Here is a 26966-nt window from a genome sequence, read left to right as displayed (position 1 = left end):
CATGCCAGTCTACTTTGGAAAATTGCTTGAACTATTATCGATTGAAAGAGAATCTGAGCAGTCTTTTTTGCGAGTCAGATTATCATTTGGACAAGAAGTTGAGTTATTATGGGAAATCGATGATCATACAGCGGAAAGTCTGGAGTCCATGGCTGTATTAGAGGATCACTATAGATACAGATTATCCTTACATGGATCCTGGGACTCAGCCAAACTGGAATATATAAGTTTTTTTACGAAAACCCACCGCGATCGAAGTGAAAAAATCTATTTTTCCTGTTCAGAGAAATATGTAGAAGGCTTAAATTTCATTAAAAGCATCGAGTCCATCAATGAGATTCATGCTTTACCTTTCTTGCCTGTGGATCAGCCGGCTGATGAACCGGAACAGGTGCAAGAGAAAAAGCCTGTTACTTTCCGTTATAACCCTAAACTTGCCTGGGCTGCCGTCATCATGATCAGTGTCATATCCACTATCCTGTTAGGGTATTCAGTCCACTCAAATAAAGACGAAATAGCTCTTGCTCAAAAATCATCGTTGAAAGATGTAACTGAACAAGCCAGTGTGAAACAGAAAGAGAAAGATATAGAAAGTGTAACCACCAGGGAACAAGCTGAAACCGGCACTCCTGCTGTAACACTAAATCAACCTGCTAATGATAGCATTCCGACCGTAACACTTGATCAGTCTGTAAATTATAACATTCCAGAAGGCACTGTTGCTCTTACCTTTGATGATGGGCCTACCAAATACACAAAGGAAATCGTTGATGTTTTAAAGAAATATGAAGTTGGAGGCACCTTCTTCTTCGCCGGCTTTAATGTAAAGAAATTTCCTGATCATGTTCAGTATGTTAATTCGAACGGTTACTCGATTGGCAGTCATTCGATGACCCATACAAATTTCGCGGAGATTCCTTATGAAGAACAGCAAAATGAACTGACACAAATTAATCAGTTAATCGAAGGCCTTATCGATGAACCTGTGCTGCTTTTTAGACCACCATACGGCGCTAATAATGATCAAACAGTCGAATTAATGGAGAAACACGATAATAAGATGGTCCTCTGGAATAAGGACACGGAAGATTGGAAAGGCCATGATTCCGATGTGATTTTTGATTATGTAGAAAGCTCCAAAGCATCCGGGTCTATTATCCTTTTGCATGAATCCCAAGAGGTGATTGATGCACTGCCAAGAATTATTGAATATATGCAGGAACGAGATTTGGAGATCGTGAATTTACAGTAAAACCCATTCGCCAATGAGGTAGCGAATGGGTTTTTGCATTTTCTAAGCTTTATAAACCGCGAACAGATCATTATGGGTTGATTCCATATCATAATAACCCGCTCTTTGCCTGCCTCTATAGATTCCTTGCGTTAAAGGTATCTCCGCCTTCTATCGTGCCGGATTGGAATCCTTTATTAAACCAACGCTTCCTCTGCTCGGAAGTTCCATGCGTGAAGCTCTCAGGCACAACATATCCCTGAGCCTTTTTTTGGATCGTGTCATCTCCGACAGCACTCGCTGCATTTATGGCTTCTTCAAGATCTCCCTCTTCAACTACATCCATTCCCTGAGCGTGGTGGGCCCAAACGCCGGCCAAATAGTCGGCTTGCAATTCAAAGCGGACTTGATATTTATTGTACTCCGTTTGACTGAGTTTCTGGCGCTGAGTCGCAAGCTTGTCAGTCGTTCCCAGAAGTGTCTGCACATGGTGTCCCACTTCATGAGCAATCACATAAGCCATCGCAAAGTCCCCAGGAGCTTGAAACTTTTGTTGGAGCTCATCATAGAAACTCAGGTCAATGTAGAGCTTCTGGTCTCCCGGGCAATAAAATGGTCCCACCGACGAACCGGCTTCCCCGCAGGCAGACTGGACGCTGTCTGTATACAATACTAGGGTCGGTTCTTCATAGACCAGGCCTTCCTCCTTGAAAATTTCTGTCCAAACTTCCTCTGTGTCTGCAAGGACGACAGAAACAAATTCCGAGTGCTCCTTGTCCTGTTCGGTTTCCTCATAAGGTGCGGGATTGTCTGAACCCGTAGTTCCCAGGTTATTCAAAAGGTCTCCCGGATTTCCGCCAAGCAGGGCCACGATAATGATAATGACTATACCGCCGAGTCCCCCTCCAACAAGCGTTTTACCTCCCACGCCTCTTCGGTCTTCTACGTTAGAGCTTCCTCTTCGCCCTCTCCATTTCATAATATTCCTCCCCTGAAATTGACTACTGAAATGTATTTATATCATTAGTGTTATACCCAGGATTGGAAGATTTATTTAAACTGAGATGAATAATTTTAGAATTAGGGCCAGTCCTTCTTGTTTTTTCCAAAAAATTAAGATTAGGTTCTCGGTAATTGAATCTAAGTGAGGTTGTTATTTTTTTCGCCCCATAGACTTAGTGCGAATTAACAAAAAAATGACCTACCCTTGGGGCAAGTCAAGTGCTTGATATGCTAACTGATACTTCCCACCTTCAGCAACTTCTGAATGGTACAATGCCTTCAGGGCAAAGTTTTTCTCAAGATCGTGTTCGTCCATCAACTCTTTTAAACGCTTTTGCAGTTCATTATTGTCTTTAACCAACTGTTTCATTTGCGATTTTATGTACTTCAAGAGATATTTAACTCCTTTCGGATTCCATACATTTCATTAATCATTGTCATTTACGATTAAATAAAACATCGGTGATTGTACGCTTAGTGTAAGAAGAAATTAACCTTCTATCATTTTAAGAGGATTTATATATTATTTATCTCTCTGATATAGATCCCGACTCTTGTAACCCGCACCAAGAATCATTTTCATTTCCTCGCGCCTCTTTTCTTTAGTAGCATCTTGTTTTGCACTATAAATATAACGAGCCCAATCTTTGCGGTATCCTGGAGTAAGTGATTGATAAAAAGCAAGTAAATTGGGAGTATGTTGTAAATCTTTTTCCACATCTGGAATCATCTCTATATAATCATCTACGGATTGACTTGCCGCTATCGAAGTGTGATTACGGCTTCGAGAATCTTCTTTTAGACCTACAACCGTAAAGACGTCATCTAATCCTACCATACGTGCAAATTTAATGTTACTTGTCCTAACATAACCATTTTCATCTGCACCTAACCCATCTAACAAAGCATCACGATGAATATACGTTGGATATACTTTATTCCCCTTTTTTGGATAAGCCAAAAAGATATAGCCGCTTTTATTTAGATAATTTTTCTCGATAACTTTGTTAACGAGGCCTTTTAAAGCCTCCATATCCAATACAAAAGCAAAGATAAGATCGTATGTACTATCTGTTAGCTTTGTATCATAATCTGCTAACTCTGCTAAATAATTTTCACCCTCTGGCAAATGCAATACCGCAACTTTTTTATATTTTTTTAAGTTTAGTTTTTCTACTATAGTTTTAGCCATCATTATCCACCTATTGAATTTATTCTATTGCTTCTTCAATGTAAAAGTTTCCTTTTTCGTTAGCAACTTTTTGAGTTTTCAATTTGCTGCAAGTTTGCAGCTCAAGTTATTTGATGTTACTTATTTTTTCAAAATACCTTTTTTATTTGTAATACGGTTCCTCGTAATGTATCTAAATGAGGGTTAATTTGGACAACTATTCTATAACCCAATTAACCGTGCTTTTGCATAGGTGCATAGAGTTTATGGTAAACAAGACATTCTCACTGGCAAAGATTGTTCAGTAGTAGTTGCTTGGTTTACTGCATGGCTTCCCATTTGGCGATTTCGTCCCGAACGATAGGGGCCACTCTTTTCCCCAACAGCTCGATTGCTTTCATTACATCCGCATGTGGCATGGTACCAACCGGTACGTGAAGCATAAATCGTGTGATGCCTACCTTCTTTCGAAGGTGAATGATCTTTTGGGCCACGGTTTCCGGATCCCCCGCATACAATGCACCTTCAAAGCTTCGTGCCGCATCGAATGCTGCCCGGTCATAATGCCCCCAGCCCCGCTCCCTTCCAATCACATTCATGGCTTGTTGGGTGGGAGGGAAAAATTTATTTACTGCTGTCTCGTCATCCTCTGCGATGAATCCATGTGAATGGGACGCAACCGGTAATTTGGAAACGTCATGACCAGCCTGAGCCGCCGCTTGTTTATAAAGCTGGACAAGTGGAGCGAACTGGACTGGACTTCCTCCTATGATTGCCAGAACAAGCGGCAGCCCCAACAGTCCTGCGCGGATGACCGATTCACTATTGCCCCCGCTCCCGATCCATACAGGCAAAGGATCTTGCACCGGACGAGGATACACACCAAGATTGTTAATGGCAGGGCGATGTTTGCCGGACCAGGACACGACTTCGGACTTTTGTAATGTCAGCAGCAAGTCCAGCTTCTCCTCAAAAAGCTCATCATAGTCTCTTAAATCATAGCCAAATAGCGGAAAGGATTCGATGAAAGAACCACGGCCTGCCATGATCTCCGCACGTCCATTCGAGATGCCGTCAAGCGTAGCAAAATCCTGGAACACCCGTACCGGATCTGCAGAAGAAAGTACAGTGACCGCACTTGTCAGCCGAATACGCTTTGTCTGTGATGCCGCAGCAGCCAACACAACGGCTGGAGACGATGCTGCATAATCTTGACGATGATGCTCCCCTACCCCAAATACATCCAATCCTACTTGATCGGCAAGCACAATTTCCTCAACGACTTCACGCAATCGTTGTGCATGACTGATTACTTCCCTCGTTTTAACATCAGGTGTTGTTTCTACAAACGTGCTGATTCCTATCTCCATTAACAATCCCTCCTGGATTTGTGATAATTTTGTAAAGAAGAGCGGATTTTTCTGTTCTTTCTTTCTACTTATATTATTTCACTTTAATATACCTCAAAGTCGAGATTTTTTCATTACGAACGAATTGAAGGAATGTATTAAATTCCTAATCTGTGGTGGATTCTGGACTTTATCAGCGAAATATACTTAAAAAAGCACATCAACTTTACCCATTGATGTGCTTTATCTATTTTCATTTAATAAATCCATTTATGTATTGATAGAGTTCTTCTAATTCTTGCTCTTTTGCGACAATGCAATTCGGATACTGTTTAATCTCTGCAACGCTCGATAACTTAAAATCGTTGGGAGTAGGGAGCCCAGATGCACAAATAATTAAATAATCCGCAAAAAAAATCACTCCTGTTATTGCTGACGTTTTAATTGTCATCTGACCCATCGCTCTTCCTGCAAACAATCCTTTCATCGCACTTTTTCCGCCTGTTCTTTCTATGACCATTTTACTCTCATCAACCATAACTGTAGTTCCCGATTTTAATTCAAACGTCTTCATCCATTTAGCCCCCTATAACAATTTAACTTTTTCCACATTCTTTTTTTGTTATTTTCCCAAAAGCTTTGGTTTATTGCATATTACTTCTGTGTTAATTGTACCCCAACCCTGTCTCCATGGCTCATTTACTTATGATAAGGCTCACCGTTACTAATTTAAATGAGGTCTTGATAAGTCTTAAAAATCTAGAACGCATTCATTCCAATCTATTCTACATTTTTGCAATTTACTGACTCCCTTGGGATAAGTGATTTCAGAGATATTGCCAGCAAGTATTTATATATTGTATTGTAAGAGAAGTAGTAATTAAAAACAGACGTCTGCCCCTATCACGTCATATTTTTTACGTGTTAAAGAGGCTGATAACAATCATCTTCATCTTTGTTGCTTAAAAACAAAGTGTTAATTGGATTGTCTTAAATATTCTATAAGGGTGGGATTTACCTGCGAATTAATAAATATATTAGCGAGTCTGGAAAAACATCTAGGCGCGGAGCAGATAAACTAATTAGTGATGGAAGAGTAACGATAAACGGTTCCATTGCAAAAATAGGTAGCCAGGTAAAGCCCGGGGATGATGTGCGAGTAAGTGGAGACCCTATTAGGGTTGCAAGAAACAATGTTTATATCGCCTTAAATAAACCCGTGGGCATTACTAGCACGACGGAAAAAAAGGTAAAAGGTAATATTATTGATTTAGTCAATCACCCATTGCGTATTCATCATATTGGGCGACTTGATAAAGATTCAGAAGGTTTGATTCTCCTTACGAATGATGGAGATATTGTAAACGAAATTTTGCGTGCCGAAAATAAGCATGAAAAAGAATATATCGTTTCAGTAGATAAACCAATCACACCTTCATTCTTGAAGCAGATGGCAGAAGGAGTAAAAATTCTTGATACAAAAACGCTTCCTTGTGAAGTTATACAGCTATCAAAGTTTGTTTTTCAAATCACATTGACCCAAGGTTTAAATCGTCAAATTCGCCGTATGTGTACAGCGCTTGGATACGAAGTTTATAGACTTCAGCGAACTCGAATCATGAATATTCATTTGAACAATCTACCCGTTGGACAATGGAGAGACTTAACAAAGAAAGAACGCAATCGACTATTCGCAGATCTAAACTACGAACCAAAGGAATGGTAAAAGTAGGATGAGTCAAAACATATAAACTGTTTTGGTTCATTCTTATTTTTATTTAGGATTCTGAGTGGCACAGTGCAGCTCAAAACTTTTTAATAAACTTTTACTTTTAGAATTTTCGTTAGTTACCTCATTTACTTATGATAAGGTTCACCGTGACAAATCAAACGGTAAACCTTTAACATATTAATCTTTTAGAATGGCAAGTCATCCCAATCGATATTCGCTGATTTATCATCATTTTTATCATTTGCATCCATATTCCTTCTTCGTTCTAGTGAATCTATGAACGCTATTGTACTTGTTACATTTTTAAAAATAAGCATACTCTCATCATAATTTAAAACCTTGTTATCATGTGCAAAGCTTTGATTATTTCTAACGCCATTGAAGGCATCCAAAATAGAAATAGAAGATTTTAGAATTCTTTCAGTCATTTCTGATTCAAATAGATCATTACTTCTTAAAAATTTTACATATTCACCAAAAATACTTTGTAAAGGTTTATCTCTGTCAGATTCAATTCCATACTTATCACACAGATTCCGAATAAATTTCACTGCATATGTATGTAGTCTATCTAAAGCTACCTGTGGTTGATTTTGTTCTATATTATCTCTAATTGTATTAGTTAGAAGTTCAAAGTCGGAATCATCAGAAGCTGGTTGTAAAATATCCTCTAAATGTTCAGAAACCGAACTTTGTTTTAACCTTTCTGCTATTTGTAAACAATCTTTAAATAAAACCTGCTCTTTCTGATCTAAGATTATTTCTCTAAGCTGATTATTCAAGTTCCAATATTCTAATAAGGCAGAAGTAAGTTTTGAAACAATGTAATTTGTTTCTATAATCCAAAAGGCTCGAAGTCTGTTTGCTTTAGAATCACCTTTAAATGCGTACTTATCCTCATAGATATCTCTATTAACATGCTCAAGAATAAAATCTTGAAATGTCCGATTTGAAAAATCGAGAACATAACCGCCGCCCATTCCTAGTATATTTTCTAGTTTTATTCTATCTATTCCAGTTAGTTCTGACACAACTTTTCACCTTCTTTAACTTTTAATCTAATTTTACTACAAACCGTTCCATATATTGTTTCCTATCTGCATTACAAAACCAAAAAAACACCTCCAACCCAATAAAAAAATAGTTTGGATAGGCTACACTTAACTGGCTTAACAGTGGAGAAATAAAAGGATTTAGAGTCGGGAGATCTTGCAGAATTCCCCGAACATCGATAGAAGAATTTGTAATTAGGAATTGTAAAAGCTAGAACCCACTTAGTTCTAAGTGGGTTCTTTTTTGTGATCCTCTATGTTCCTGCCTCTCATGAGGATTGCCTATCAGCATAGGCATCATTTCTATAATATATATATTATTAATCTAATATTACTTTTATCAATTTGCATTTGTAAGATTCTTAGTAAGCCAACCCAAAAACATGCCATCTTTCAATCTCATAAGGTATCCCTCAACCCCATCGCCGAAGCATAGGATGTGCGGGTGAGGTTCTTATTACCAAGGCTCGCTAAGTTTTCTTACAATGTCACTACGAGATAAAACAGACGCACATCGTTCCCATAATTGTGCTTCAGGATCTATGGTCCCACGATACTTCACAGTAAAAGCATCCTGAGCCTTTTTCCTTTCGTGAATGTATTCATTCATTCGGTCTTTAAGCTCTACTTCGTCATTTATCCAATCGTCATCAATTGTGTCAGGGAGGCTGCCGAAAATGTCATAGGTGCCACGCAGGCGTTCTGACAATACGTTGTACACTTTCTCATCTTGAGTTTCACTGTAGACAAGATTGAGCATATCAACAAACTTACGAGATTGGCCAAACCGTTTAATTCTACCCAATCGCTGTTCAAGCCGGGACGGGTTCCAAGGGAGGTCAATGTTAATCAAGGTGCCTAAGGTTTGAAGGTTCAACCCTTCGCAAGCTGCATCAGTTGCTACTACAAGCCTAATCTCACGGGTTCTAACAGAAGCTTTGATAACTTCACGTTCAACATTATTAAACTGCATATCTCGAAAAAGCCCACTTTTTCCAACACCAGCGTAAACTGCCACAACTTCACCTTTAATAGATTTAGCCAGTTCCTTGGCAATCCATTCGGCAGTGTCATAATATTGGCTGAAAATAATACAGCCGTGCTCAAGCCACGTTTTCCCATCAGTCCTAAATTCAGTTAAGAACCACTTCAATGTATTAAGTTTAGAATCTACCGCTTCAGGTCGTGAAAGCTGTCTTTCTATTTCTTTGAGGCAGGTGACTTCTGCGGAAGTCATTTCAGAAAGTATGTGTTCTACTTCTTCAATGCGGTCCTCATCCTCGTTTGAAATAGAGTGCTTTAGCATCTTCTGTGCAGTTTTTAAACCGGATGCGAAACTTGAACAAATACGCTGTAGCATTAACGATTTCATAAAACCGCCAGCTTTGGTTCTAGATTGAAGTAGCTGGCTAAACTCTTCTGCTTTTTCATACGCAACCTGAAAGGGTGTATTGGTTGGAATCCCCAAGCCAACAAAACGAGACTGATACTGGGCAAGGTTTCGGCTTAGCGGGTGTGTATTAACCCCCACTTTTTCTAACAGACCATCGTCTTCAAGCTGCTTTCTCTTTCTTAAAACCGTATGGCGTAAGACCGGATTATTTTCTTTGAAGAATTTCAGATCCAGACATTGAGAAAGCCACATGTTCTTAATCATGTAGTCCAAGTCTTCAAACCGATGTCCGCAAAAGAAAGACTGGGAGTCAATTGACAAATAATCACGAATCTGTTGGACAATATGATGTTCATTTGCCGGTGGTAGTGGATTGCTTAACCATCGCCATGCCTCTTGCTCGGAAGTGATTTGACTTTTTCCAGTCACAAGTGGAATGGCTTGCTCATGATCTCGCCAAGGTGATAATGAATCCCCAAGAACAAACTCTGCCCCGCTATTTAGGATTCCTAAGAGGTCCCAAAGTTCCCTGACGTCCGTCTGGATGGGAGTCGCAGTACCCAATATTATATGCCGAGTACGCTTTCCAATTTGCTGCATAAATGCAAGAAGATTGTTTGGTCCAGATGCTTTATTACCAAGTCCGCCTCTTAATCGTGCTTTGTGCGCCTCATCCAGGATGACTGTTCCATATCGTTTTTTAAGGAGCATTCCTGCTTCTTTGATAAATTCAGATTTATCCCGCTGGTGCATAATCAATCCAGTTGAAATAATGGCAATTTTGTATGGACACTTTTTTATAGAGGTTGCGTCTCCACGTGGTGATAAAATCTGACCTTCTACACCAATCCACACCTTTTTTTGAGAAGACCATACAGCTACGGGAATCCCCAGCTTATCCATCATCTCAATTTGCCATTGAATTGTTAACGTGGACGGAGCAAGGATAAGAACCGGTCCATCTTCAAGAAGAGCGCTCACTAGAGCGCTGGTCGCCATTGATAATGTTTTACCAACCCCGACCTCGTCGGCCAAGAGTAAGCGGGCTTTGCCATAGGTTTCCCGGTGTTCTAGAAACATGGTTACAAAGGAACGTTGCCATGGCTGCAATTGTTCTCCTCCCCGGTAAATTGGAGATTCCGCCATGGCTGCAGCTGGAACCTCTTCAGGTTTCAATACTTCTACCGTGACCTCCCTACGATTAGCCACACGACTAATCTCTGCCAAAATGGCTTCCGGTAGAGGGATACCATCGTTCCACAAGGCCCAGAACTCATTCTCTACCCAATCAGCGCTTTCCTCATCGTCATCCTGCCATATAAGTTCATAGTTGTGGGAAAAAGCACTTTTCGACTCGTTAACAGATCCAATAAACGACTTCCGGCCGCCATCTGGATAGTGTATAGATCCAGCCTTGCCGTGTAGAAACAGGCGCTCCCTTGGTACAACGCGAATTTCCACATTTCCAGACTGTAATAACTGATCTAGGAGCTGATAACGTTCCTTTTTTAAGAGCGCTTCTGCTTCTATATCCACTTCATTCCAGCGTTCCTTAAGGGCTGAATTCCTACCAGTGGCCACATGAAAGTCTGCCAAATCCAGTTCCGAATTACAAATAATCTTTACTTCAGGAATTTTAGAGATTTCCTCTCCAACCAACTCAAATATAGAACTTCTGAAATAGCCCGCAATACGGAAATACTTTGAAGCACCTTTCAGAGTTTTAGCCAAAAACTCAGTATCCAATCTTTCTGTTCGAGAAGAAAAACGCTTTAACGTCATACCTTATAACCTCTGATTTCTTATGGATTCCGCGAGTACGCGTGCGCAGCTCGCTTCCTCGTCAGGTTTAAAGTTGTTCGTGCCTAAAGTACCACCCCGTTTTTCTGCAAGGTATTCCGCCATTTTGGCCAACAATGATTTGTTGGGTAGATAGTTGGGGCAGTTTTCCATCAAGTGCAGCAACACATCATCCACTTCCACCCCTTTGGAGAGTTCAAAGAGAGCGTAGAGTAAGGCTCGCAGAGGTGTCCCCGTAATTTCAGATTCTCCGGACATCATTGCACCTTTGAACTCAATAGATAGCTTTAATCGTGCAGAATTGGCTTTGGAACTGTTGCTCATCAACTGGTCATAGTGATAGACTTTAAAGGCTTTGGCAAAGTTCTGGTAGTTATCTAGTGTCTTGGCACCCTGATGCTCCATCTCAGCCATTTTAAGGTAAAATCGTTCTACAGCCTGCAGTTTCTGCCAATCTCCTTTTTCAAATCCCACAGGGACTAGAAACTGGACGGCGGTCTGGACTGCAAATTCGATGAGTTCATCAACGAAGGTCTTTTTACCTTTTTGGCGAGGGGCTTCTGCCTCTGTCACCATGTCCTTACCGTCAATGCGGGAGTAGGCTGTCAAGACTTTCAGCGCAGCTGCATAGCCCGCCATTTGCAAGTCAGCATCAGTGTAGAGCCCTTCGGAACCTTGAGCTCGTACACTTTTATCAAGTCCCATCAACGATTCCACCTGTTCTTTCACTGCTTCTTCTATTTCCCAACCCAAATCATCACGGAATGTTTCTAGCTCCTGGCGTCGCTTGCGGAGAATTAAGATAATGGTTCCCTTAACATTTGCTCCCTGACGCAAAGCTGAATCAGTTTCCGTTACCACATACCAAGCCGCCGTCACTTGCAAGCCGCTCGCCCAGATAATATTTGCCATGTCTGCCCAGATAGCCCCACTTTGATGGGTAAACATCAATACCTGAATTCCGTTTTCTGGCATTTTTTGAGTCATCTTACGGTAGGCGGCCACCATGCCTTGGCGGAAGCCCTCATCCTCACCTTTAATAGATAAAGAACGACGACTGTCCCAGGTCCAGTGCGCAAATTCCTTAGGAGGATTCTTTCGCAGCCAAGCAATAAAGAACTCGGTGATTTCTTCATATTTTACAGCATCACCATAAGGCGGGTCAGTTACGTAGATATCGTTAGTAACTTCAAGATCTTGTGCAGGGTGATTGTTTACAGTAACAATAGATGAAAGAGGGTAATTTTGATATTTTTGATTAAACTGCCCTGTTGAATTTGCCATACTTCTCGTAGCATAATTATAGAGTGTATTTAATGCTTGATTATCGAACACATTAATTACACAACCACCTCCACCACCGACAGGGTTCCATCTACAAAGCCTGCTGTTATATTGGGTGAGTTGTAGGAACCCAAAAGCAGTATGAGCATCAATTCTTTTAGAGAGTAGCCCTAACGTCAGAAGTTGCCTTGGATTAAATAGATGATGCCAGTGCGTCCAGCCGCGTTCGCGAATTGGTTGGTCAGTGTTATATCCTTTTTCAATAACCATATCCGGGATATATCCCTTTTCCTGCCACTCGTATAAATGTCTTCTCACATAATCGATAACTTTTTCTTCTCGTCTCAGATCTTCTTTGGTTACGGGACGGAATTCATAATCAAATTGTGTTCCCTTTGGTTTCCTTCTCATCCATTGAACACAATAGAGACGTTCCTGAAAGATATCATCAGGACTTGGCGTGAAATCGGTTTTACTCCACAATCGTAAACGGTTCTTATTTTCTTTGCCGTCTTTGTAATCGCCCCGGATCGTCTTAATATTCACACGATATTGAGTTATTCCATCTGGAGAGTGAACTACTTCCCCTCCTTGAATAGTACCGGTCTTGTAATTTTCTAACTCCGCATCACTTTTTGCATAAACAACGTCAATATCATACATCATTAATTCTGTATTTGGTCTTAAGGTGAGATATACTTTGAATCCTTTTGATATGATTTGTGTTGGCAATAATGGTACTTTCCAGCCCGTTTCTGGACATTTTATTTCTACACAATAAAGATAAACTTTCGCAGTCCAACCTTCTCCGTCTGTTTCTATTTCAAGTTGATTAACATCACTAAGTACGTTATCAATTATTTTTTTCTGTTTTAAATCGATTTCTGATTGAATTTTCTTCTCTGCTCCAACTACATTTACCCCTCCCCAGGTAAGCATAGAGGCAATAGGATTCAAGTCAGTTGCATAAACGTCACAGCCTAACCGAGCAGCTTCAAAAGGAATTTGACCAGAGCCAGAAAAGGTATCTGCCACTTTTGGGCGACGGCCGAACCGGGCAATACCCATCTGTTCAACCAACTCTGGGAATGAAGTAGCGGATGTTCCCAGATGAGTGTTCACCTTAGACCATATATGGGAGTAAAGTGAGTTATTCATCTCCTCAGGACGTTTGGCATTTCTCACCTGCTCATTGTATGGAAGAACCAGAAATTCACCCACGGAACCTCTTTTTGAGACAGGCAGTTTCTCTTCAATCCTCTTCTGCATAGACTGAGGGTCCATTGCCATCAGGAGTTCAAAGATTTCCAAATCTCTAAGCCGATCCTCTGTAACAGGGAGCAATGTTCCTAGTATACAGGCTTTATTAAGTATAAGTGGTTTTCTCCCTTTCCAATAGCTGCCCATTGTAGCAAGCGTTTTTGCAGCACTTGGCATCTGTTCTTTAAAACTTTCAGCTGATAATTTCTGAACCGGGAACAGATATTCAATCAGTGCCGGTTTGTCTTTCCATTCAAAAGGTGCTAGTGACATCAGATATCCCCTTTTTCTATAAAATCAAATAGAGACGGTGCCTCTTGTTGTTCTTGTTTCTTATTTTTTGTCTTGGTGTTTTTCTTAAGTTCCAGCTTTATGTTAGTTCCGTCAGACAAGGCACAGTAGAGTGCCTTACGCCAGCCTCGATCGGACTGATTGTCAAGCCCGGCCTCCGATGCAGTTTTACTGTAAAGCCACCAGCGCTCTTCGGGCCGCAATGCCAGCCACTTTTGGCTTATTACAAGGCATTCTTCAGGGGAGGCATGCTCCGCTGCCCAGCCTAGGACGCATAATTCTCTTCCGAGAAATCGGTCCAGTTTTACTTTTCCGGTTGTCCAACTGCCAGTGCTTTGCTTATTCTTTTTCAACCGTTCATTAAAATCTCGTCTGGCGTCATCTCGAATCTTAGTCCAAAGTTCACGAGCCAAAACTAGTCTACATTCAACCGTTTCACGGCGAGCTTCATCGCCGTCAAAACCGAAATCTTCAAAAATACCGATAGCATCCCGTGGAGATGCTGGAATTTCCACGTAATAATGATGTATACCGAATTCTGTTGGCGCTCCAAAATCTGTAGTTCTACTCATTTTTGTTCTACCTCTCCATTGCCTATTTCAATACCGAGTTGCTTGGAAAATTGCTCTAAATCATAACCGGTAGGTGTAAAGGCTTTTTTAAATGTCATAATAACAGGTGCATCCGGATTAAGGAGAGTTTGGAGATTTTTCAACTCCTTTTCAATAAACTCAGCACTGATTTTTATTTCACCAAGGGAAAGATTGATTGCCTTTGGTGCAGATCCCACCATCAACATAACCTGCTCAAATTCTATGTTTTTCTCCTTAGCGACCTTCAACCCTTCATACGTTTTCGTGGAACTATCCAAACGTTTAGGTGACTGGCTGACTAAAATAGCTGGCGCTTCTTTAATAATGGGAACTTCCGTGGAGCCTGACTTGGCAAAGGTAAAGTTCCGCTTATCTTCAATACCGTCAGACTCGGCAAAGACATAAACAGTCGTTTCTTCATATCCTAATTGAATGGGGCCTGTATAATCTATTCCGTTTCGGGCTTCTGACCCATCCAAGGTATACTTAATAGAACCTCTCGGTGCGACAAACAACTCTACTGTTCGGGAAGCTTCGTTAAATCTATTTCGCAGTGTCAGACGATTTTCCCATGTTTTAGGAGCGCCAGTCAGGTTTTTCCCAGTAGGATCCACGGCCAGGAACTGAACACGAAGCGCTTTGGTTACCAATGTATTTTCTTTCATTACCGGGCTACTTTCGGAAACATCACCGTCTTCTGCATAGTAGATTCGTGGACTTTTACCTGCATTCACTACATCAATTTTCAAACGCACTGTACCTGAATCATCTGGAGAAGTGTCTTCGCTAAAAATGACTTCAGTTGTTTTGGTTTTAGGTGTTTTCGTGATGTATCCATTCCCCAAATCTTCCCATACACCACGCTGGTACGCTTCAATAGCGAGCTGGTCAAATCCTCTGTTTGGAAGCCATGGCATCTGAGTCTTCTGCTTCATTTTGTCCATCAAGTCAGTCTTCCGCACCTCCTCCAGAGGACCGAAAAGCAACGATTCTGCTCTGGCGCGAAGGGCATCGAAGTTTTCAGTAACCTGGGTATACAATTTAATAGGATCAGAAGTTAGCGTTTTCACAACCTGCCGTTCACCATTGTAAGGTTCATTTGATGGATACGTACTGTCGAGTGCTTTCGGTCGAAGCACATCTTCTCCTCGATTGTTTCCCGGAAAGAGAAGTTTATCGAAGACAGAAAGAACGGTGATTTGAAAATCCTGTTCATATTGAGCTTTCTTTTCATCTAGTTCTTTTCGCTGCGGGTGTGAATCTAAAATTTCAATATCCGCTTTTGTTACTGCATAGACATGGCGAGCGGCTTTTTCGATACTGGCAATAGATGACTTGTCTCCAGTCAAAACCAGTACATTATTTTTGTTAACCATTTCCTTAAAAAATTTGGAAACTACACCAGGTGGGGTCTTCCCGTCTGGACTGATAACCAGAAGTGCTCGTCCAGTCTTAAGAACAGCCTTTGCTTCATCCATTTCAGGGAGAGGTAACACTTTTTCATACGCTTCTTTGGTTACTGGTTTGTACATTTCTTCAAGTCGATGACGTATTAGTTCATCCACCTTGTTTTGTGGTGCTTTATCCGCATACCCTTGGAGCTTTTTCGTTAAATTTTCCTGACGACTAAAATAGTTACGTCCTTCCTGTGTCTGATGTAAATACCAGGCGGACTTTTGAAATTCACTGAATGCAGCCCTGTAATCACTTCCTTGGCGAATAGGGTCAATCAAGCATTCAAACATTTCACTTTCAGTAAGTCCTCTTACAGAATTGACAGCAGTTGAAAGACTGGCTGTCAACAAAAGGGTTCCAACCTGTCTTGCATAATCATTCCCTCTATCGATGTCAATAACCTGCGCATGAGCGCTGTAAGTTGAATCCCAGAGGTCTCTTGCAATTACATCTCGCATTTCGGAGATTTCGGTCAACTTTTCACGAACATCGTGGAGGGAAAGATCAAAATGCTGAGCACCAATCAAATACACATCTTCTTTGCTTTCCCATACTGATTTCAAAAGACGTGAAACTAATTCCATTAAACCACGTGTTTGTTTGAACTTTTCATTATTCTTAAAAAGGGCAATAATACTCTTGAAGCTTGGATGGAAGGGATAGGTTGATTCAATATCGTTAGACAAAGCCTCAGCGCTTCTTTCAACTGTTTTTGCCCTTGCTGCTTCTGCAAGCCTTGACGCATAGACTGAGGCAAGTTCTGCTATCTCTTTTTTATCTGGCAAAGAAAGAAAGAGACGTTTGCGAAGTATTTCATAGATTTCATTAGATTCTAGATTAACCGGAGTGATAGAAACTTCCGCACGCCCCAGCTCCTGTGTAGCATCATCAAGTGCACGTTGGATAAGTTTCCCACCAGTATCGTAGGCTGCCTCCAAGTCAGACACAACAATACAGACATTTTTCTTTTTTTGAGCTGCAGTCAGCATATTGGAAAATGCTCTGGTAATTACGTCTGCAATCGTTCCATGCCCTAAAACCTGAGTGCTGTAATAATGAAAATATGGTGGCATCTCATCCAAGAGGATTAGAATAGGTTCTTCACCATCAAATAGATTTACCCATGACTGTTCATCCGGAGCCTTTGCACCGGATTCCCAATATTCTCTGAAGACACTCTCTTTCCCTAATTGACGAGCAATTTCTCCCCAGAAATAAGTGTGAGGGTTGTTACGTCCATTAAAAGCAGCTATCTTTGCCGTATCAAAATTTGACTGATATGGCATGGAACCTATTTGTATCTCTCTAAGGGTCGAATCTTTTGCCAGTAGTCCAAATCCCACCATCAAGTGAGTTTTACCTCCACCCATAGCTTGTTTAAGATGGAATACGGTATCGTTTGACTTTCCGGCGAGACGAGCCATACCTTTAGAAAGAAGAGTCTTCATTCCATCTGTTATAAAAGTTTTCTTAAAGTATTCTTGCCCATTGGTTTCATGAATAATCTGGTCTAGTTGTTCAATCTGATCACCAACATTTATATCAAGGGCCTTAGGTTGTAATTGACATGCCGATTTGATTGTTTTCATTCTATGTTCCTCCCCTTTTCATACCCCAGCAAATAAGTGGAGATTTTATTTTTCCACTTTTATATTTATATAGTATATTTTATCGCTTTGAAGTGGTATTGCATAGCGTTGCTCTTGTATTCGTTGGATTTTTTCTGGAAATCGTTCATTTTCGACTCTTTCTCTTTGTTTTAGCCTTTGGTTATATGCTGATTAGATTTCATTTTGAGCTTTCTTTTATAAGTCGAGGAATATAATGTTCTGCACCTGTTTGTGTTTCATTGTAATCCTTTAAAGAATGATTTATCTTCCGTTTTTCCAATAAGAATGGAGGATAGTGTCGAATTTTAATAGTGCTTAAGATTCATAAAAACAATTCCAAAATAAGCTTCTCTTTTTTCTCTTTTATTGACCTAATTTGACTACTATTTTTACCTATTATAGATTGACACGATAAGTGTAATAAGAATAATATATATAATTCAACCCTATACTATAATAATCACACAAATATTTCATGAAACTTTAAAGAAAAAAGAAAAAATCATTCCCCGCCGCCCCATTATCGTTTAAAATAGATTTAGATGTTTAATTCATGAATTGGAGTGATGGTGGAGATGGATCAATACAAATTTAGTTCAGAACACAACAAAATGATTGTCGAGGCTATAGTTGAAGGTTATCGCGAATATATTGAGCATCGAAAAGACCGAAGAGATAAGATGAAAATTAGCTCTGCCTTTGCATGGACTAAAGGGAATTTTATTGAAAGCAAAGTGGCAGAAGAGTGTATTGACCACGGTTTCACATACAAGAAGTCTAAAGCAGGACTTACATGGGACTATCTCCAATTTATCCATGGAGATTCTAAAATTCTCTTTCTGATAAAAAATGCTGCATATTTTAACGAAGAGTGCTTCTCGCAGGCAATACTACCTACTAATGGCGGTAGGAGCGGGCGCCGTCGAACTTACCTTCATGAATTATCTAAAATTAATAAAGACGTATTATTTTCTTCCCATCATCGACAATCAGAAGAAATGTCTTCTGAACACTTTGAACAACTTTCGTTTCTAGTTCCAGAAAAGCAAGTAAAAGAAGAACTAGACCACTTCAAATCATCTTATAATGAATTTCATATCCTCACGTATGCTCTTGATGAGGCATATCAGATATCTGAAATTATACATTATCTACCGAACCCAGAAGATAATGTAGCTTACCAAGTGGAAAATCTCTCAAGTTTTATTTCTGGAGCAGATTTGACAGAAGAGGATCGGGAAGTAATTGCACCAGAAGCAAATGATGATCTCTTGGATCCAGCAGCATTCGACATTGGAATCCTTGAAGAAGAACAACAAAATGAATAAATGAGAAATAATTGATTTAGTTAAGGAGGGAGCGGCATGTTTATTGGTGAAAATCTAACCAATCTTCGTATCATGCATGGATATTCGAGAAAACAGCTCTCTGATATGATAGGCGTAACAGAACAGGCAGTTTGGCAATACGAAAACAATTACACATCACCAAAAATGCAAGTTATTAACGAATTAAAACAGATATTCAATGTGAAAAATAAGTATTTTTACACTAATGACATTCTGAAGAAAAAGATGAAACCAGACAATGTCAATGTAATGAACATCGCTTACCGTTCAAAGGTTGTGAATGTCATCTCAAAAACACAGGCGGAAGCCAAGCATTTAGAATATTTAGATACGTTCGTTGACTATTTAACGGCTAAAGTAAGATATCCCACTATGAAAATTATTCAGTTAAGAGATGAAGTAATTAAATACTTAAATACTTCAGATGACAGTAGATTGGTTCAAATTAATAAAGTAGCTGAACTAGCTCGAACAAAACTTGGTTTTAGGAATGACACCAACGAGGATTTGATGTTTCTCGTTGAGAAAAGTGGAGTGTTTGTTTTCGAAAAGGCAATCGGTGAAGAAATTGATGCATATAGCTTATGGACCATTAATGAACGTCCTTATGTCATATTAGGAAATATGAAGCGTTCAGCTGTTCGAAGAAACTTTGATATTGCACATGAGCTAGGTCATTTACTACTTCACTACCGTCTTGAATTCACTAGTCTGGATCGTAAGGAGCATAAAATCATAGAAAATGAGGCAAATATTTTTGCAGGTACATTCCTATTGCCTGAGGATGAGTTCAAAAATGACATGAAAGACATGCTCTATATTACTAATCCAGATGCTTACATCGATCTAAAAAAGAAATGGAGTGCCTCGCTACAAGTATTAGGATACAGGGCAGCCAAACTGGGAATTATTGAACCAAAAAATCATCGGAACTTTTATGCTGCACTTCATCGAAAGGGTTATTTAAAAAAAGAACCTCTAGATGACTTAATACCTCTGCAGAAACCGATGAAGGTAAAATCAATAATTGATTTAGTTTCAAAAAAAGGGCTTTTAGATATTCGTCACATGATTGAAAACGATTGGAAAGTAGATGTTTCCTTTTTTCATCGGATGACAGGAATTGATCCAAACTTCTTTAGTAAATATTTAATTAGTAAACAAGATTTCGGACTTGAGAATGTTACAGATTTACCGATACGTATTTCTGGAAAAGATAAGTAAGTCTAATGAAAAAAAGAAAGGTAAACTTCGACTTCGTTGTTTACCTTTCTTTTTAATAATTCTATTATTTTTATTAGAGTTTACCGTTATTTATGGTACGGTTCCCCCCGATTAATCCGAAACGCCCGATAAACCTGCTCAACCAATATCAGCCGCATAAGCTGGTGTGGAAAGGTCATTCTTGAAAAAGAAAGAGCTTCGTCCGCCCGATGCATCACTGCTTCGCTCAACCCCAAAGATCCTCCGATCACAAACGTCACTTTGCTCTTTCCATAAGTAGCAAGCTTGTCGAGGTTGTCTGCAAGTTCCTCAGAGGATTTCATTTTCCCTTCTATCGCCAATGCTATAGCATAGGCATCCGGGCTGATCCTGCTTAGGATCCGCTCTCCTTCTTTCTCTTTAATTTGCTGCATTTCTACTTCACTTAAGGTTTCAGGTGCTTTTTCATCGGGTAATTCAATTATGTCGAATTTTGCGTATGAAGATAACCGTTTTACATATTCGTCGATTCCTTGCTTCAAATATTTCTCTTTTAGCTTTCCTATCGTTACAATTGTGATATTCATTCTTAACCCTCACTTTACACACAGGTTACAAACAGTTTACAAACACGTTATCCACAGCACTTATCCACATGTCCACAATTTCTATCCACATATTGTAGGCGAATATTAGTTCCCTACTACATATATTGCCATATTTCGACAATATTCACAGCTTGTTGATAATTGTTTTTCTTCTGGAACTTTATCTAAAACCGGGTAAGTTTCATGCTCGTCTACGATTACATCCAGTGCTAATTCCACGTGTTCCTGACAACAGTAAATCATCTATATTCTCCTTTTTTCTTTTGCATAATACGTTTTCATCTACTACGATTTCCACAGCAATCAGTTTTTCTTTCGTTTTTCCTTGTCACTATGTATCGTAACAAAAAAACAGGAAAAAGAAAAAGCAGGAAGCTAAGCCTCCTGCCCATTTCTACATCGTCTCTGCTGTTAATTTGAGCGTTGCATTCTGTTTTTTCCCGTTTCTATAATAGGTAATTTTAACATTGTCGCCGACTTTCTTTTCGGTATACAAAAACTTCCTTAAGGCCACAACATCCTTAATCGTTTCTCCATCCATTTCGACAATCACATCAAATTCCTTTAATCCCGCTTTTGATGCCGGAGAAGTAGGCTCTACACCTGTGATGGCCACACCTGATGTCACATTTTTAGGCAGCTTTAATGTATTTTGCTGATGGTACTGAGAAATTTCCTCCACCGAACCGAGGTTAACTCCCATATAAGGCCGTCTTACTTCTCCGTACCGCTCAATATCGTTAATAATCGGAATCACAGAGTCAATGGGAATTGAGAGACCGATTCCTTCTACGGCTTCCTGGGCAATTTTCATCGAGTTGATACCAATCACCTGGCCGCTAAGATTGACTAAGGCGCCACCGCTGTTTCCTGGGTTGATGGCTGCATCTGTTTGGAGGACTTCTGCATTCCAGTCAATTTCTCCATCCTGGTTTATATCAATCTCGATTGTACGCTCTAAACCAGAGATAATTCCCTGCGTAATCGATCCTGAAAATTGCAATCCTAACGGGTTACCGATTGCAATTACCGGCTCACCTAGTTTAAGGGCGTCTGAATCACCGAATTCCGCTACCGTTTTTACTTTGTCGCTATTAACCTCAATGACGGCTAAGTCTGTCCACCGATCGCTTCCTCTTATTTCAGCCGGTATCTTTGTCCCATCGTTTAATGTGACTTCAATTTCGTTTGCCCCTTCAATAACATGGCTATTGGTAACGATCCAAGCTTTTCCGCCCTCTTTTTTATAGACTACCCCCGACCCGGTACCCGCTTCGCCATCTTCACTTTGACCCTGGCCTTGCCCTTGACCCCAAAACCCGGACTGCTGAATATTTGTAACGCCGACAACAGCATCACTGGCTTTATCAACCGCTTCTGTTACGGCCGTATCGACATCCAAGGAAACATTCTGTATGGTCCCGTTTGTTGACGAATTGCCTCCTGAAGAATTCTCTGTAATTGTAGATTGATCCGTACCAGTACCGATTCCCAGTCTTGGAAATGCTACCATAACCAGGAGAGCTCCGATAATAACCCCGGCTAATGCGGTAAGAAAGTAGCCCTTACGGCTCCCCTTGTTGCGTTGGTTTCTATCTGGATAATCTTGATCATAATATCCCATTTATGCTCAACCCTCTCTGTTTATATCATAATTATTGCAACCACTAGTGTTTGTTTATACCCTTAATTATACTCATCCTACTTAAAAATCCTAAAAAAAAGTACTTTTTCTGGATATTAAGTCATTTCATGAGAGTGTATCCGTGAAATGCGGTTTTGTTTAAAAAAATGAAAAAAGAATGAAAAAGCCGATGCTTTTTCATTCTTTATAATGCTACTAGTCCAGTAGGTTTCTTAGGGTCGGTATCATATAACGAAAATTGCTCGCCAATCAGAATCCCTTTAGTTTGCAGCGTTTGTTCAACCGACATTCTTGCCAGGTCCTTCATATTGTTATCGAGGCTCAAATGCGCAAGGTAGATTCGCTTCGTTTTATCTCCCGCGACTTCACTCATTGCGATGGCTGCGTCTTCGTTTGAAACGTGACCCATATCGCTCAGAATTCGCCGTTTTACGCTCCAAGGATATCTCCCCATCCGAAGCATGCTGACGTCATGGTTACTCTCAAAGATGTAGGCATCGGCATTTGAAATGATTCCTTTCATCCGGTCGCTGACATAGCCCGTATCCGTAATTAGGACAAGCTTCTTGCCACCCTGATGAAACACATAGAACATCGGCTCAGCCGCGTCATGTGATACCCCAAAAGATTCAATATCAAGGCTGCCAAAGGTCGATACCTGCTCCATATTGAATACAAACTTTTGATCTAGTGAAATCTCTCCGATGGATCGTTCCATAGCCTGCCAGGTTTTTTCATTCGCATAGATTGGAAGCTTATGCTTTCTAGCAATGATTCCGAGGCCTTTAATATGATCACTGTGTTCATGGGTGACGAGAATCCCTGACAGCTTGGACATATCCCGTCCGATGCCGCTGAATAGTGCTTCCATTTGCTTGCCGCTCAAGCCTGCGTCCACGAGAAATGCCTGATCCTCCGTTTCTACATAAAAGGCATTTCCCGTACTCCCGCTGGCGAGAACACTAAAATGCATGGTCATGCAACTCACTCCAGTAATATTTTTTCTTCTGTATTCAATTCGATGACTTCCCCATCAAATGCTTTTACAAACATATCCTTGCCGTTTACTTTCACCCACCAAGTCGGCGTCAGTAAATAGGAAGCTGATGATGATTTCAGCAAGTTATAATATCCAAGCTCTACGTCATCTTTTGATATTTCGCTTTTTTCGGGTAAATGCCCTTTATTGAACAAGTTGGCGATTGCCTGGTTGGCAGAAATCACCGACTCTTTTTTATTCATCGGTTTAATATCTTCCAAGTAAGTTTGTTCATAAGAAACGATTTCTCGATTTTCATTCAACCGCAATGTTAATTTTGCATTCGTATTATTATAAAAGGTTTTGTTACCGAAGCTTTGATAATAAATGATTGAATTGCTGGATTCTTCATAAGACCAGAACTTATAACGTTCTCCTTGATAAATATTCTCTTTCAGAAATTCAGCCAATTCACCCGGTTTAAACTCTTCATTTACAATAATCGACTTTTCAAACGTTCCAACGAGCGTGGTTTCATCGTTGATGGACACCTGCTGGTTTTCCAGTTTCTTACTATCATCCTTTGAAAATTCTTTTCTTTTTGCTATTAGAATATTTTCTTGTTTTTCTTCATTTGGTAAGGAAGGAAATTTGATTCCATCCTCTTTCATTTGTTCTTCTACAGATGCTTCAGTAATAGGATCTATCTGTGTAGAATCCTTCTTATCTAAGAATTGATAGAGCAGAAAGATATCCAACACTAGAAACACCATGATAAATATTGTTTTCGTCCTACTCCAATCCACTCTTTTCGCCCCCCGGTTCATTAAGTGGCACAACAGTCCAAGTACCGCCATATCGGTAATACCAGGCAGGCTCCAAATGGATAACAGGCTCGGTCGGATCTTTGGATAATTTATATCCAACCCTTACCTCTTCCACATCAGCCAACTCGAAATTTCTCGTTAACCGTTCTATAACCTGCTGTCCGGAAAGAAGGGTTACTTTATTTTGATTGTTAGGAAAGGGAGGAGAAATCAATGTAAAATAAGGGCGCTCGTATCGATAAATTTCTTCATTGCCCCATTCATGTTTTATTTCAGACATACCCTGCCCATTAAAAACAGGATACCTGCCAATACCGTCAATATCGTCAATATATAAGCGAAATGAAACCATCCGCTCTGCTTCGCTTATATCGGCATATTGATAATAATCATCCCATCCAGGCTGGCTGTTTATAAAATTAAGGCTATTTCGAATCAGACTGCCGGTAGTGCCATCCATATCACTTCGTTGGCCTGGATTTACAAATTCAACAACCGAAGAATCCTTAAATACAGTCAGTAGACTTGAACCATCGGTATATTCGTTTCCAACACTGACATTTTCTCGCTTTACTTTATCGGGGTCATTAAATAGTTCATTTTTGAAATCCTTATTAATATCGAGATAGTCAATATAATAGGTGAGCGGATTTAATTGGACAGAGTTTTTCGGCAGAAAAAGCGTGCGGCTTGAACTGACCTCTTTTGAAATATATTCAGGGTATTCATGCGCCCCTGAAGCAAAATTCTGAGTGAAGTTATTAATTTGAGCGGTTTGAACTTGTGCTTGAAATATCTTTTTATTTTTATAGTTAATAAAATAAACCTCGGTTTCATTGCTCCCCATATTTTCCGTGTTAAACACAATCCGGTCAAAGTACACCTTCGGAAGCTCCTGGTCATCTATCTTCAATTCCGATTTATATAAGTCAAGCGGGACAGTACTTGGAAAAATCATTTCCGCATTCCCGTTCGCATGGATAAAAGATGTAAATTCCTTCGCGAGATGTGATGCATCTTTAAAATTGTAAAAATCCCAAGTGAAAAGCTCATCTTGAATTCGTTTTATTTCACTTTTATCCTGTGTCTGAAAATGTTGACCCTCGTGATGAAAAAGCACCTGACCTGGTTTGATTACATTTGCAAGTTCTTGTACATCACTCTCAACATAATCACTTTCACTTTTCTTTAAATCTGGCTGATACGTCCAGATATTCCAAGTTAAGATTACACTTGCGACGACTAAAAATGTCAGAATGATATTTTTCGCGACTTCAAAATTCATGACCACTCATCCTCTTGTTCTTGCTCATAAGGAAGTGTAAAGAAAATAGTCGTCCCTTTTCCTTCCTTGCTTTCAGCCCAGATTTTCCCTTCGTGTGCGACCACCATCTCCTTGGCAATCGCCAGACCAAGGCCCGTGCCCCCTAAATTTCTCGTGCGCGCCTTGTCCACACGATAAAATCTTTCAAAGACTTTATCGATCGTGCTTTTGGGGATTCCCACTCCCTGATCACTGATGCTGATTACGATTCTTTCCGACTCTTCTTTAATACGAAATGTAATTTGTCCTCCCTCGGGAGAATATTTAATCGCGTTTGAAATGATATTATAAAGCACCTGGGTTATTTTATCTTCATCAATATCGACTAAAATGGATTTGGAAGGAATGTCGCGTTTAAAAGTGATATGCTCCGTTATTGTCATTTCGAATCTATCGATAATTTGGTTGAAGAACTTGGTGAAGTTCACCCATCCTTTAGAAAGTAAATAATCTTTATTGTCCATTTTAGATAATTGCAGCAAGTCATTCACTAGCCGTATCATCCGCTCGGTTTCATTTTGGGTCACATTTAAGAACGAAGGCGCTAGCGTTTCATCCTTCCATGCTCCATCAGCCAATGCTTCCAAATAGCTTCGCATTGTCGTCAGCGGTGTTCTCAATTCGTGGGAAACATTTGCCACGAACTCCCGGCGCTCTTCATCAATTTTCTCCTGTTCTGTGATATCATGCAGGACTGTTATCAGACCATTGATAAACCCTGTCTCCTTTTGAATGACAGAAAAATTGGCCCGTAATATATATGGCTCTTTTTTCGTACTGTAATCAAGGATAACTGATTCTCTTTCTTCAAGAAGGTCATCATAGCTATATTTCCCCTCTAATCCAAGCAGGTCAATAATGGGTTGCGATAATACTGTTTCACGTGAAACATCCAATAATTTAGCAGCGGGTTCATTGATCAAAATGACTTTTCCCCTGCGGTCTGTTGCAATCACTCCATCAGTCATGTAGGCAAGAACCGAAGATAGCTTGCGTCTTTCACCTTCAGTCGTCGACTGTGCTTCCTGCAAATCCTTAGTCAGATTATTGAATGTATAGGCCAGCTGTCCGATTTCATCATTACCGTATATTTTTACTTTTCTCGAATAATTCCCTTTGGCAAGTGCCAAGGCTTGCTTACGCATATCAGACATGGGCCGGGTAATCGTTTGGGCCAGAAGAATGCCGAGAATTGCCGTAATGCCCAGCGCGATTGCCGTTCCTGTGATGAAAATTCGATTGATTTGCTCCATCAATTCATACACATTTTCCATTTCAGCAATGGAATACACGATACCGATTACTTTATTACCTTGATCCTTGATCGGTGTCGCCAGAATCCATATGCGCTCCCCTGTTGCTTTGTCGTGCGTCGTCACTTCCTGCTGGATCCCCAATACATGGGCTTGCTTTACTAATCTCTCGGTTATTTTCTTCCCGACAATATCCTGATTATCATTATCCGAGGTCGCAATTATCTTTCTGCTACTGTCAATGACGCTTACCTCAGAGATATTATTATCGGACGAGTTATCTTCAAGAATCATCCGGATGTCATCCCCGAGAGTAGAGTTCTCGACATCTGTTGAATCATCATTTTCCATATGATTTGTCATTTCTTCACTAAGACTGTAAGTAAGAAGGTCAATATTTCCTAAAATCGATTTTTGGAAGTTTTCAACCAATTTTTCTTCAAGTTTGTCTACAAAATATACACCGATGATCTGCATCGCTACCAAGATAAGCAACACATAGATGAGAACAAATTTTATGTGTATAGAACGGAAAAAACCAACCTTTTTCATGTA

21 protein-coding genes and 1 pseudogene are annotated in these 26966 nt (G+C 40.1%); 5 read left to right on the top strand and 17 right to left on the bottom strand.

The genetic code is table 11. The annotated features are described in order from the left end of the window. Position 1 precedes the first annotated feature (1 nt). The gene (locus LQ216_RS05770; RefSeq protein WP_230127646.1) at positions 2 to 1252 is read left to right on the top strand and encodes a polysaccharide deacetylase family protein; all 1251 of its coding nucleotides are present in this window, start codon (positions 2 to 4) and stop codon (positions 1250 to 1252) included. 115 nt (positions 1253 to 1367) lie between these two features. Here LQ216_RS05770 and LQ216_RS05765 read toward each other — a convergent pair whose 3' ends face one another. The 5 genes from LQ216_RS05765 to LQ216_RS05745 form a co-directional block, all read right to left on the bottom strand. Continuing rightward, entirely contained in the window at positions 1368 to 2210 is an 843-nt protein-coding gene (locus LQ216_RS05765) for a neutral zinc metallopeptidase (protein ID WP_230127642.1), read from the bottom strand. Positions 2211 to 2432: 222 nt separating this feature from the next. Beyond that, complete coding sequence (locus tag LQ216_RS05760) at positions 2433 to 2624, bottom strand: hypothetical protein (protein ID WP_230127639.1); 192 nt, start codon at positions 2622 to 2624, stop codon at positions 2433 to 2435. A 132-nt stretch (positions 2625 to 2756) separates the two neighbouring features. After that, positions 2757 to 3428, bottom strand: a complete 672-nt coding sequence (locus LQ216_RS05755) for a YdeI/OmpD-associated family protein (RefSeq protein ID WP_230127637.1) — start codon at positions 3426 to 3428, stop codon at positions 2757 to 2759. A gap of 296 nt (positions 3429 to 3724) precedes the next feature. Next, positions 3725 to 4774, bottom strand: a complete 1050-nt coding sequence (locus tag LQ216_RS05750) for an LLM class flavin-dependent oxidoreductase (protein ID WP_230127633.1) — start codon at positions 4772 to 4774, stop codon at positions 3725 to 3727. Positions 4775 to 5006: 232 nt separating this feature from the next. Beyond that, entirely contained in the window at positions 5007 to 5327 is a 321-nt protein-coding gene (locus tag LQ216_RS05745) for a hypothetical protein (RefSeq protein WP_230127631.1), read from the bottom strand. A gap of 444 nt (positions 5328 to 5771) precedes the next feature. On the opposite strand from LQ216_RS05745, the gene rluF reads away from it, so the two are divergent. Continuing rightward, a complete protein-coding gene (gene rluF / locus LQ216_RS05740) occupies positions 5772 to 6479 on the top strand; it encodes a 23S rRNA pseudouridine(2604) synthase RluF (RefSeq protein WP_230128232.1) in 708 nt (235 codons plus the stop codon). A 191-nt stretch (positions 6480 to 6670) separates the two neighbouring features. Here the strand turns inward: rluF and LQ216_RS05735 are convergent, their stop codons facing one another. Then, on the bottom strand, positions 6671 to 7516 hold the full coding sequence (locus tag LQ216_RS05735) for an abortive infection family protein (protein WP_230127628.1): 846 nt from the start codon (positions 7514 to 7516) through the stop codon (positions 6671 to 6673). 143 nt (positions 7517 to 7659) lie between these two features. Between LQ216_RS05735 and LQ216_RS20470 the strand changes: the two are divergent. Further along, a pseudogene (locus tag LQ216_RS20470) lies at positions 7660 to 7752 on the top strand (hypothetical protein); the annotation flags it as partial. 242 nt (positions 7753 to 7994) lie between these two features. Here LQ216_RS20470 and LQ216_RS05730 read toward each other — a convergent pair. Genes LQ216_RS05730 through LQ216_RS05715 form a run of 4 tightly spaced genes read right to left on the bottom strand, consistent with a single transcriptional unit; the run spans position 7995 to position 17202 of the window. Continuing rightward, the gene (locus LQ216_RS05730; protein ID WP_230127625.1) at positions 7995 to 10712 is read right to left on the bottom strand and encodes a phospholipase D-like domain-containing anti-phage protein; all 2718 of its coding nucleotides are present in this window, start codon (positions 10710 to 10712) and stop codon (positions 7995 to 7997) included. Between the two features lie 3 nt (positions 10713 to 10715). Then, positions 10716 to 13547, bottom strand: coding sequence for an anti-phage-associated DUF1156 domain-containing protein (locus LQ216_RS05725; RefSeq protein ID WP_230127622.1), 2832 nt, complete (start codon positions 13545 to 13547; stop codon positions 10716 to 10718). Next, positions 13547 to 14137, bottom strand: a complete 591-nt coding sequence (locus tag LQ216_RS05720) for an anti-phage-associated DUF3780 domain-containing protein (protein ID WP_230127619.1) — start codon at positions 14135 to 14137, stop codon at positions 13547 to 13549. The genes LQ216_RS05725 and LQ216_RS05720 overlap by 1 nt, the downstream gene beginning before the upstream one ends. Next, positions 14134 to 17202: an anti-phage-associated DUF499 domain-containing protein gene (locus LQ216_RS05715; RefSeq protein WP_230127616.1), complete on the bottom strand. Its 3069-nt coding sequence runs from the start codon at positions 17200 to 17202 to the stop codon at positions 14134 to 14136. Before LQ216_RS05715 ends, LQ216_RS05720 begins: the two co-directional genes overlap by 4 nt. A gap of 596 nt (positions 17203 to 17798) precedes the next feature. On the opposite strand from LQ216_RS05715, the gene LQ216_RS05710 reads away from it, so the two are divergent. Continuing rightward, complete coding sequence (locus tag LQ216_RS05710) at positions 17799 to 18551, top strand: hypothetical protein (protein WP_230127613.1); 753 nt, start codon at positions 17799 to 17801, stop codon at positions 18549 to 18551. A 36-nt stretch (positions 18552 to 18587) separates the two neighbouring features. Beyond that, complete coding sequence (locus LQ216_RS05705; RefSeq protein WP_230127610.1) at positions 18588 to 19796, top strand: XRE family transcriptional regulator; 1209 nt, start codon at positions 18588 to 18590, stop codon at positions 19794 to 19796. 86 nt (positions 19797 to 19882) lie between these two features. Here the strand turns inward: LQ216_RS05705 and rlmH are convergent, their stop codons facing one another. From rlmH to walK, 7 genes are all read right to left on the bottom strand, one after another. Beyond that, the gene (rlmH, locus tag LQ216_RS05700) at positions 19883 to 20362 is read right to left on the bottom strand and encodes a 23S rRNA (pseudouridine(1915)-N(3))-methyltransferase RlmH (RefSeq protein ID WP_230127608.1); all 480 of its coding nucleotides are present in this window, start codon (positions 20360 to 20362) and stop codon (positions 19883 to 19885) included. A 105-nt stretch (positions 20363 to 20467) separates the two neighbouring features. Continuing rightward, a complete protein-coding gene (locus LQ216_RS05695; protein ID WP_230127605.1) occupies positions 20468 to 20626 on the bottom strand; it encodes a CxxH/CxxC protein in 159 nt (52 codons plus the stop codon). Between the two features lie 151 nt (positions 20627 to 20777). Next, complete coding sequence (locus LQ216_RS05690; RefSeq protein WP_230127602.1) at positions 20778 to 22007, bottom strand: trypsin-like peptidase domain-containing protein; 1230 nt, start codon at positions 22005 to 22007, stop codon at positions 20778 to 20780. Between the two features lie 205 nt (positions 22008 to 22212). Further along, a complete protein-coding gene (locus tag LQ216_RS05685; RefSeq protein WP_230127600.1) occupies positions 22213 to 23007 on the bottom strand; it encodes an MBL fold metallo-hydrolase in 795 nt (264 codons plus the stop codon). Positions 23008 to 23012: 5 nt separating this feature from the next. Beyond that, positions 23013 to 23813, bottom strand: a complete 801-nt coding sequence (yycI, locus tag LQ216_RS05680) for a two-component system regulatory protein YycI (protein WP_230127597.1) — start codon at positions 23811 to 23813, stop codon at positions 23013 to 23015. Beyond that, positions 23800 to 25119 (bottom strand): two-component system activity regulator YycH, encoded by a 1320-nt coding sequence (yycH, locus tag LQ216_RS05675; protein ID WP_230127594.1) that lies wholly within the window; start codon positions 25117 to 25119, stop codon positions 23800 to 23802. The genes yycI and yycH overlap by 14 nt, the downstream gene beginning before the upstream one ends. Beyond that, the gene (gene walK / locus LQ216_RS05670; protein ID WP_230127591.1) at positions 25116 to 26963 is read right to left on the bottom strand and encodes a cell wall metabolism sensor histidine kinase WalK; all 1848 of its coding nucleotides are present in this window, start codon (positions 26961 to 26963) and stop codon (positions 25116 to 25118) included. The genes yycH and walK overlap by 4 nt, the downstream gene beginning before the upstream one ends. Positions 26964 to 26966: the final 3 nt, after the last annotated feature.

Source organism: Bacillus sp. CECT 9360 (assembly GCF_918741275.1).
Taxonomy (GTDB): Bacteria; Bacillota; Bacilli; order Bacillales; family DSM-1321; genus Peribacillus.
This window is presented reverse-complemented; position numbering and strand designations above follow the sequence as displayed.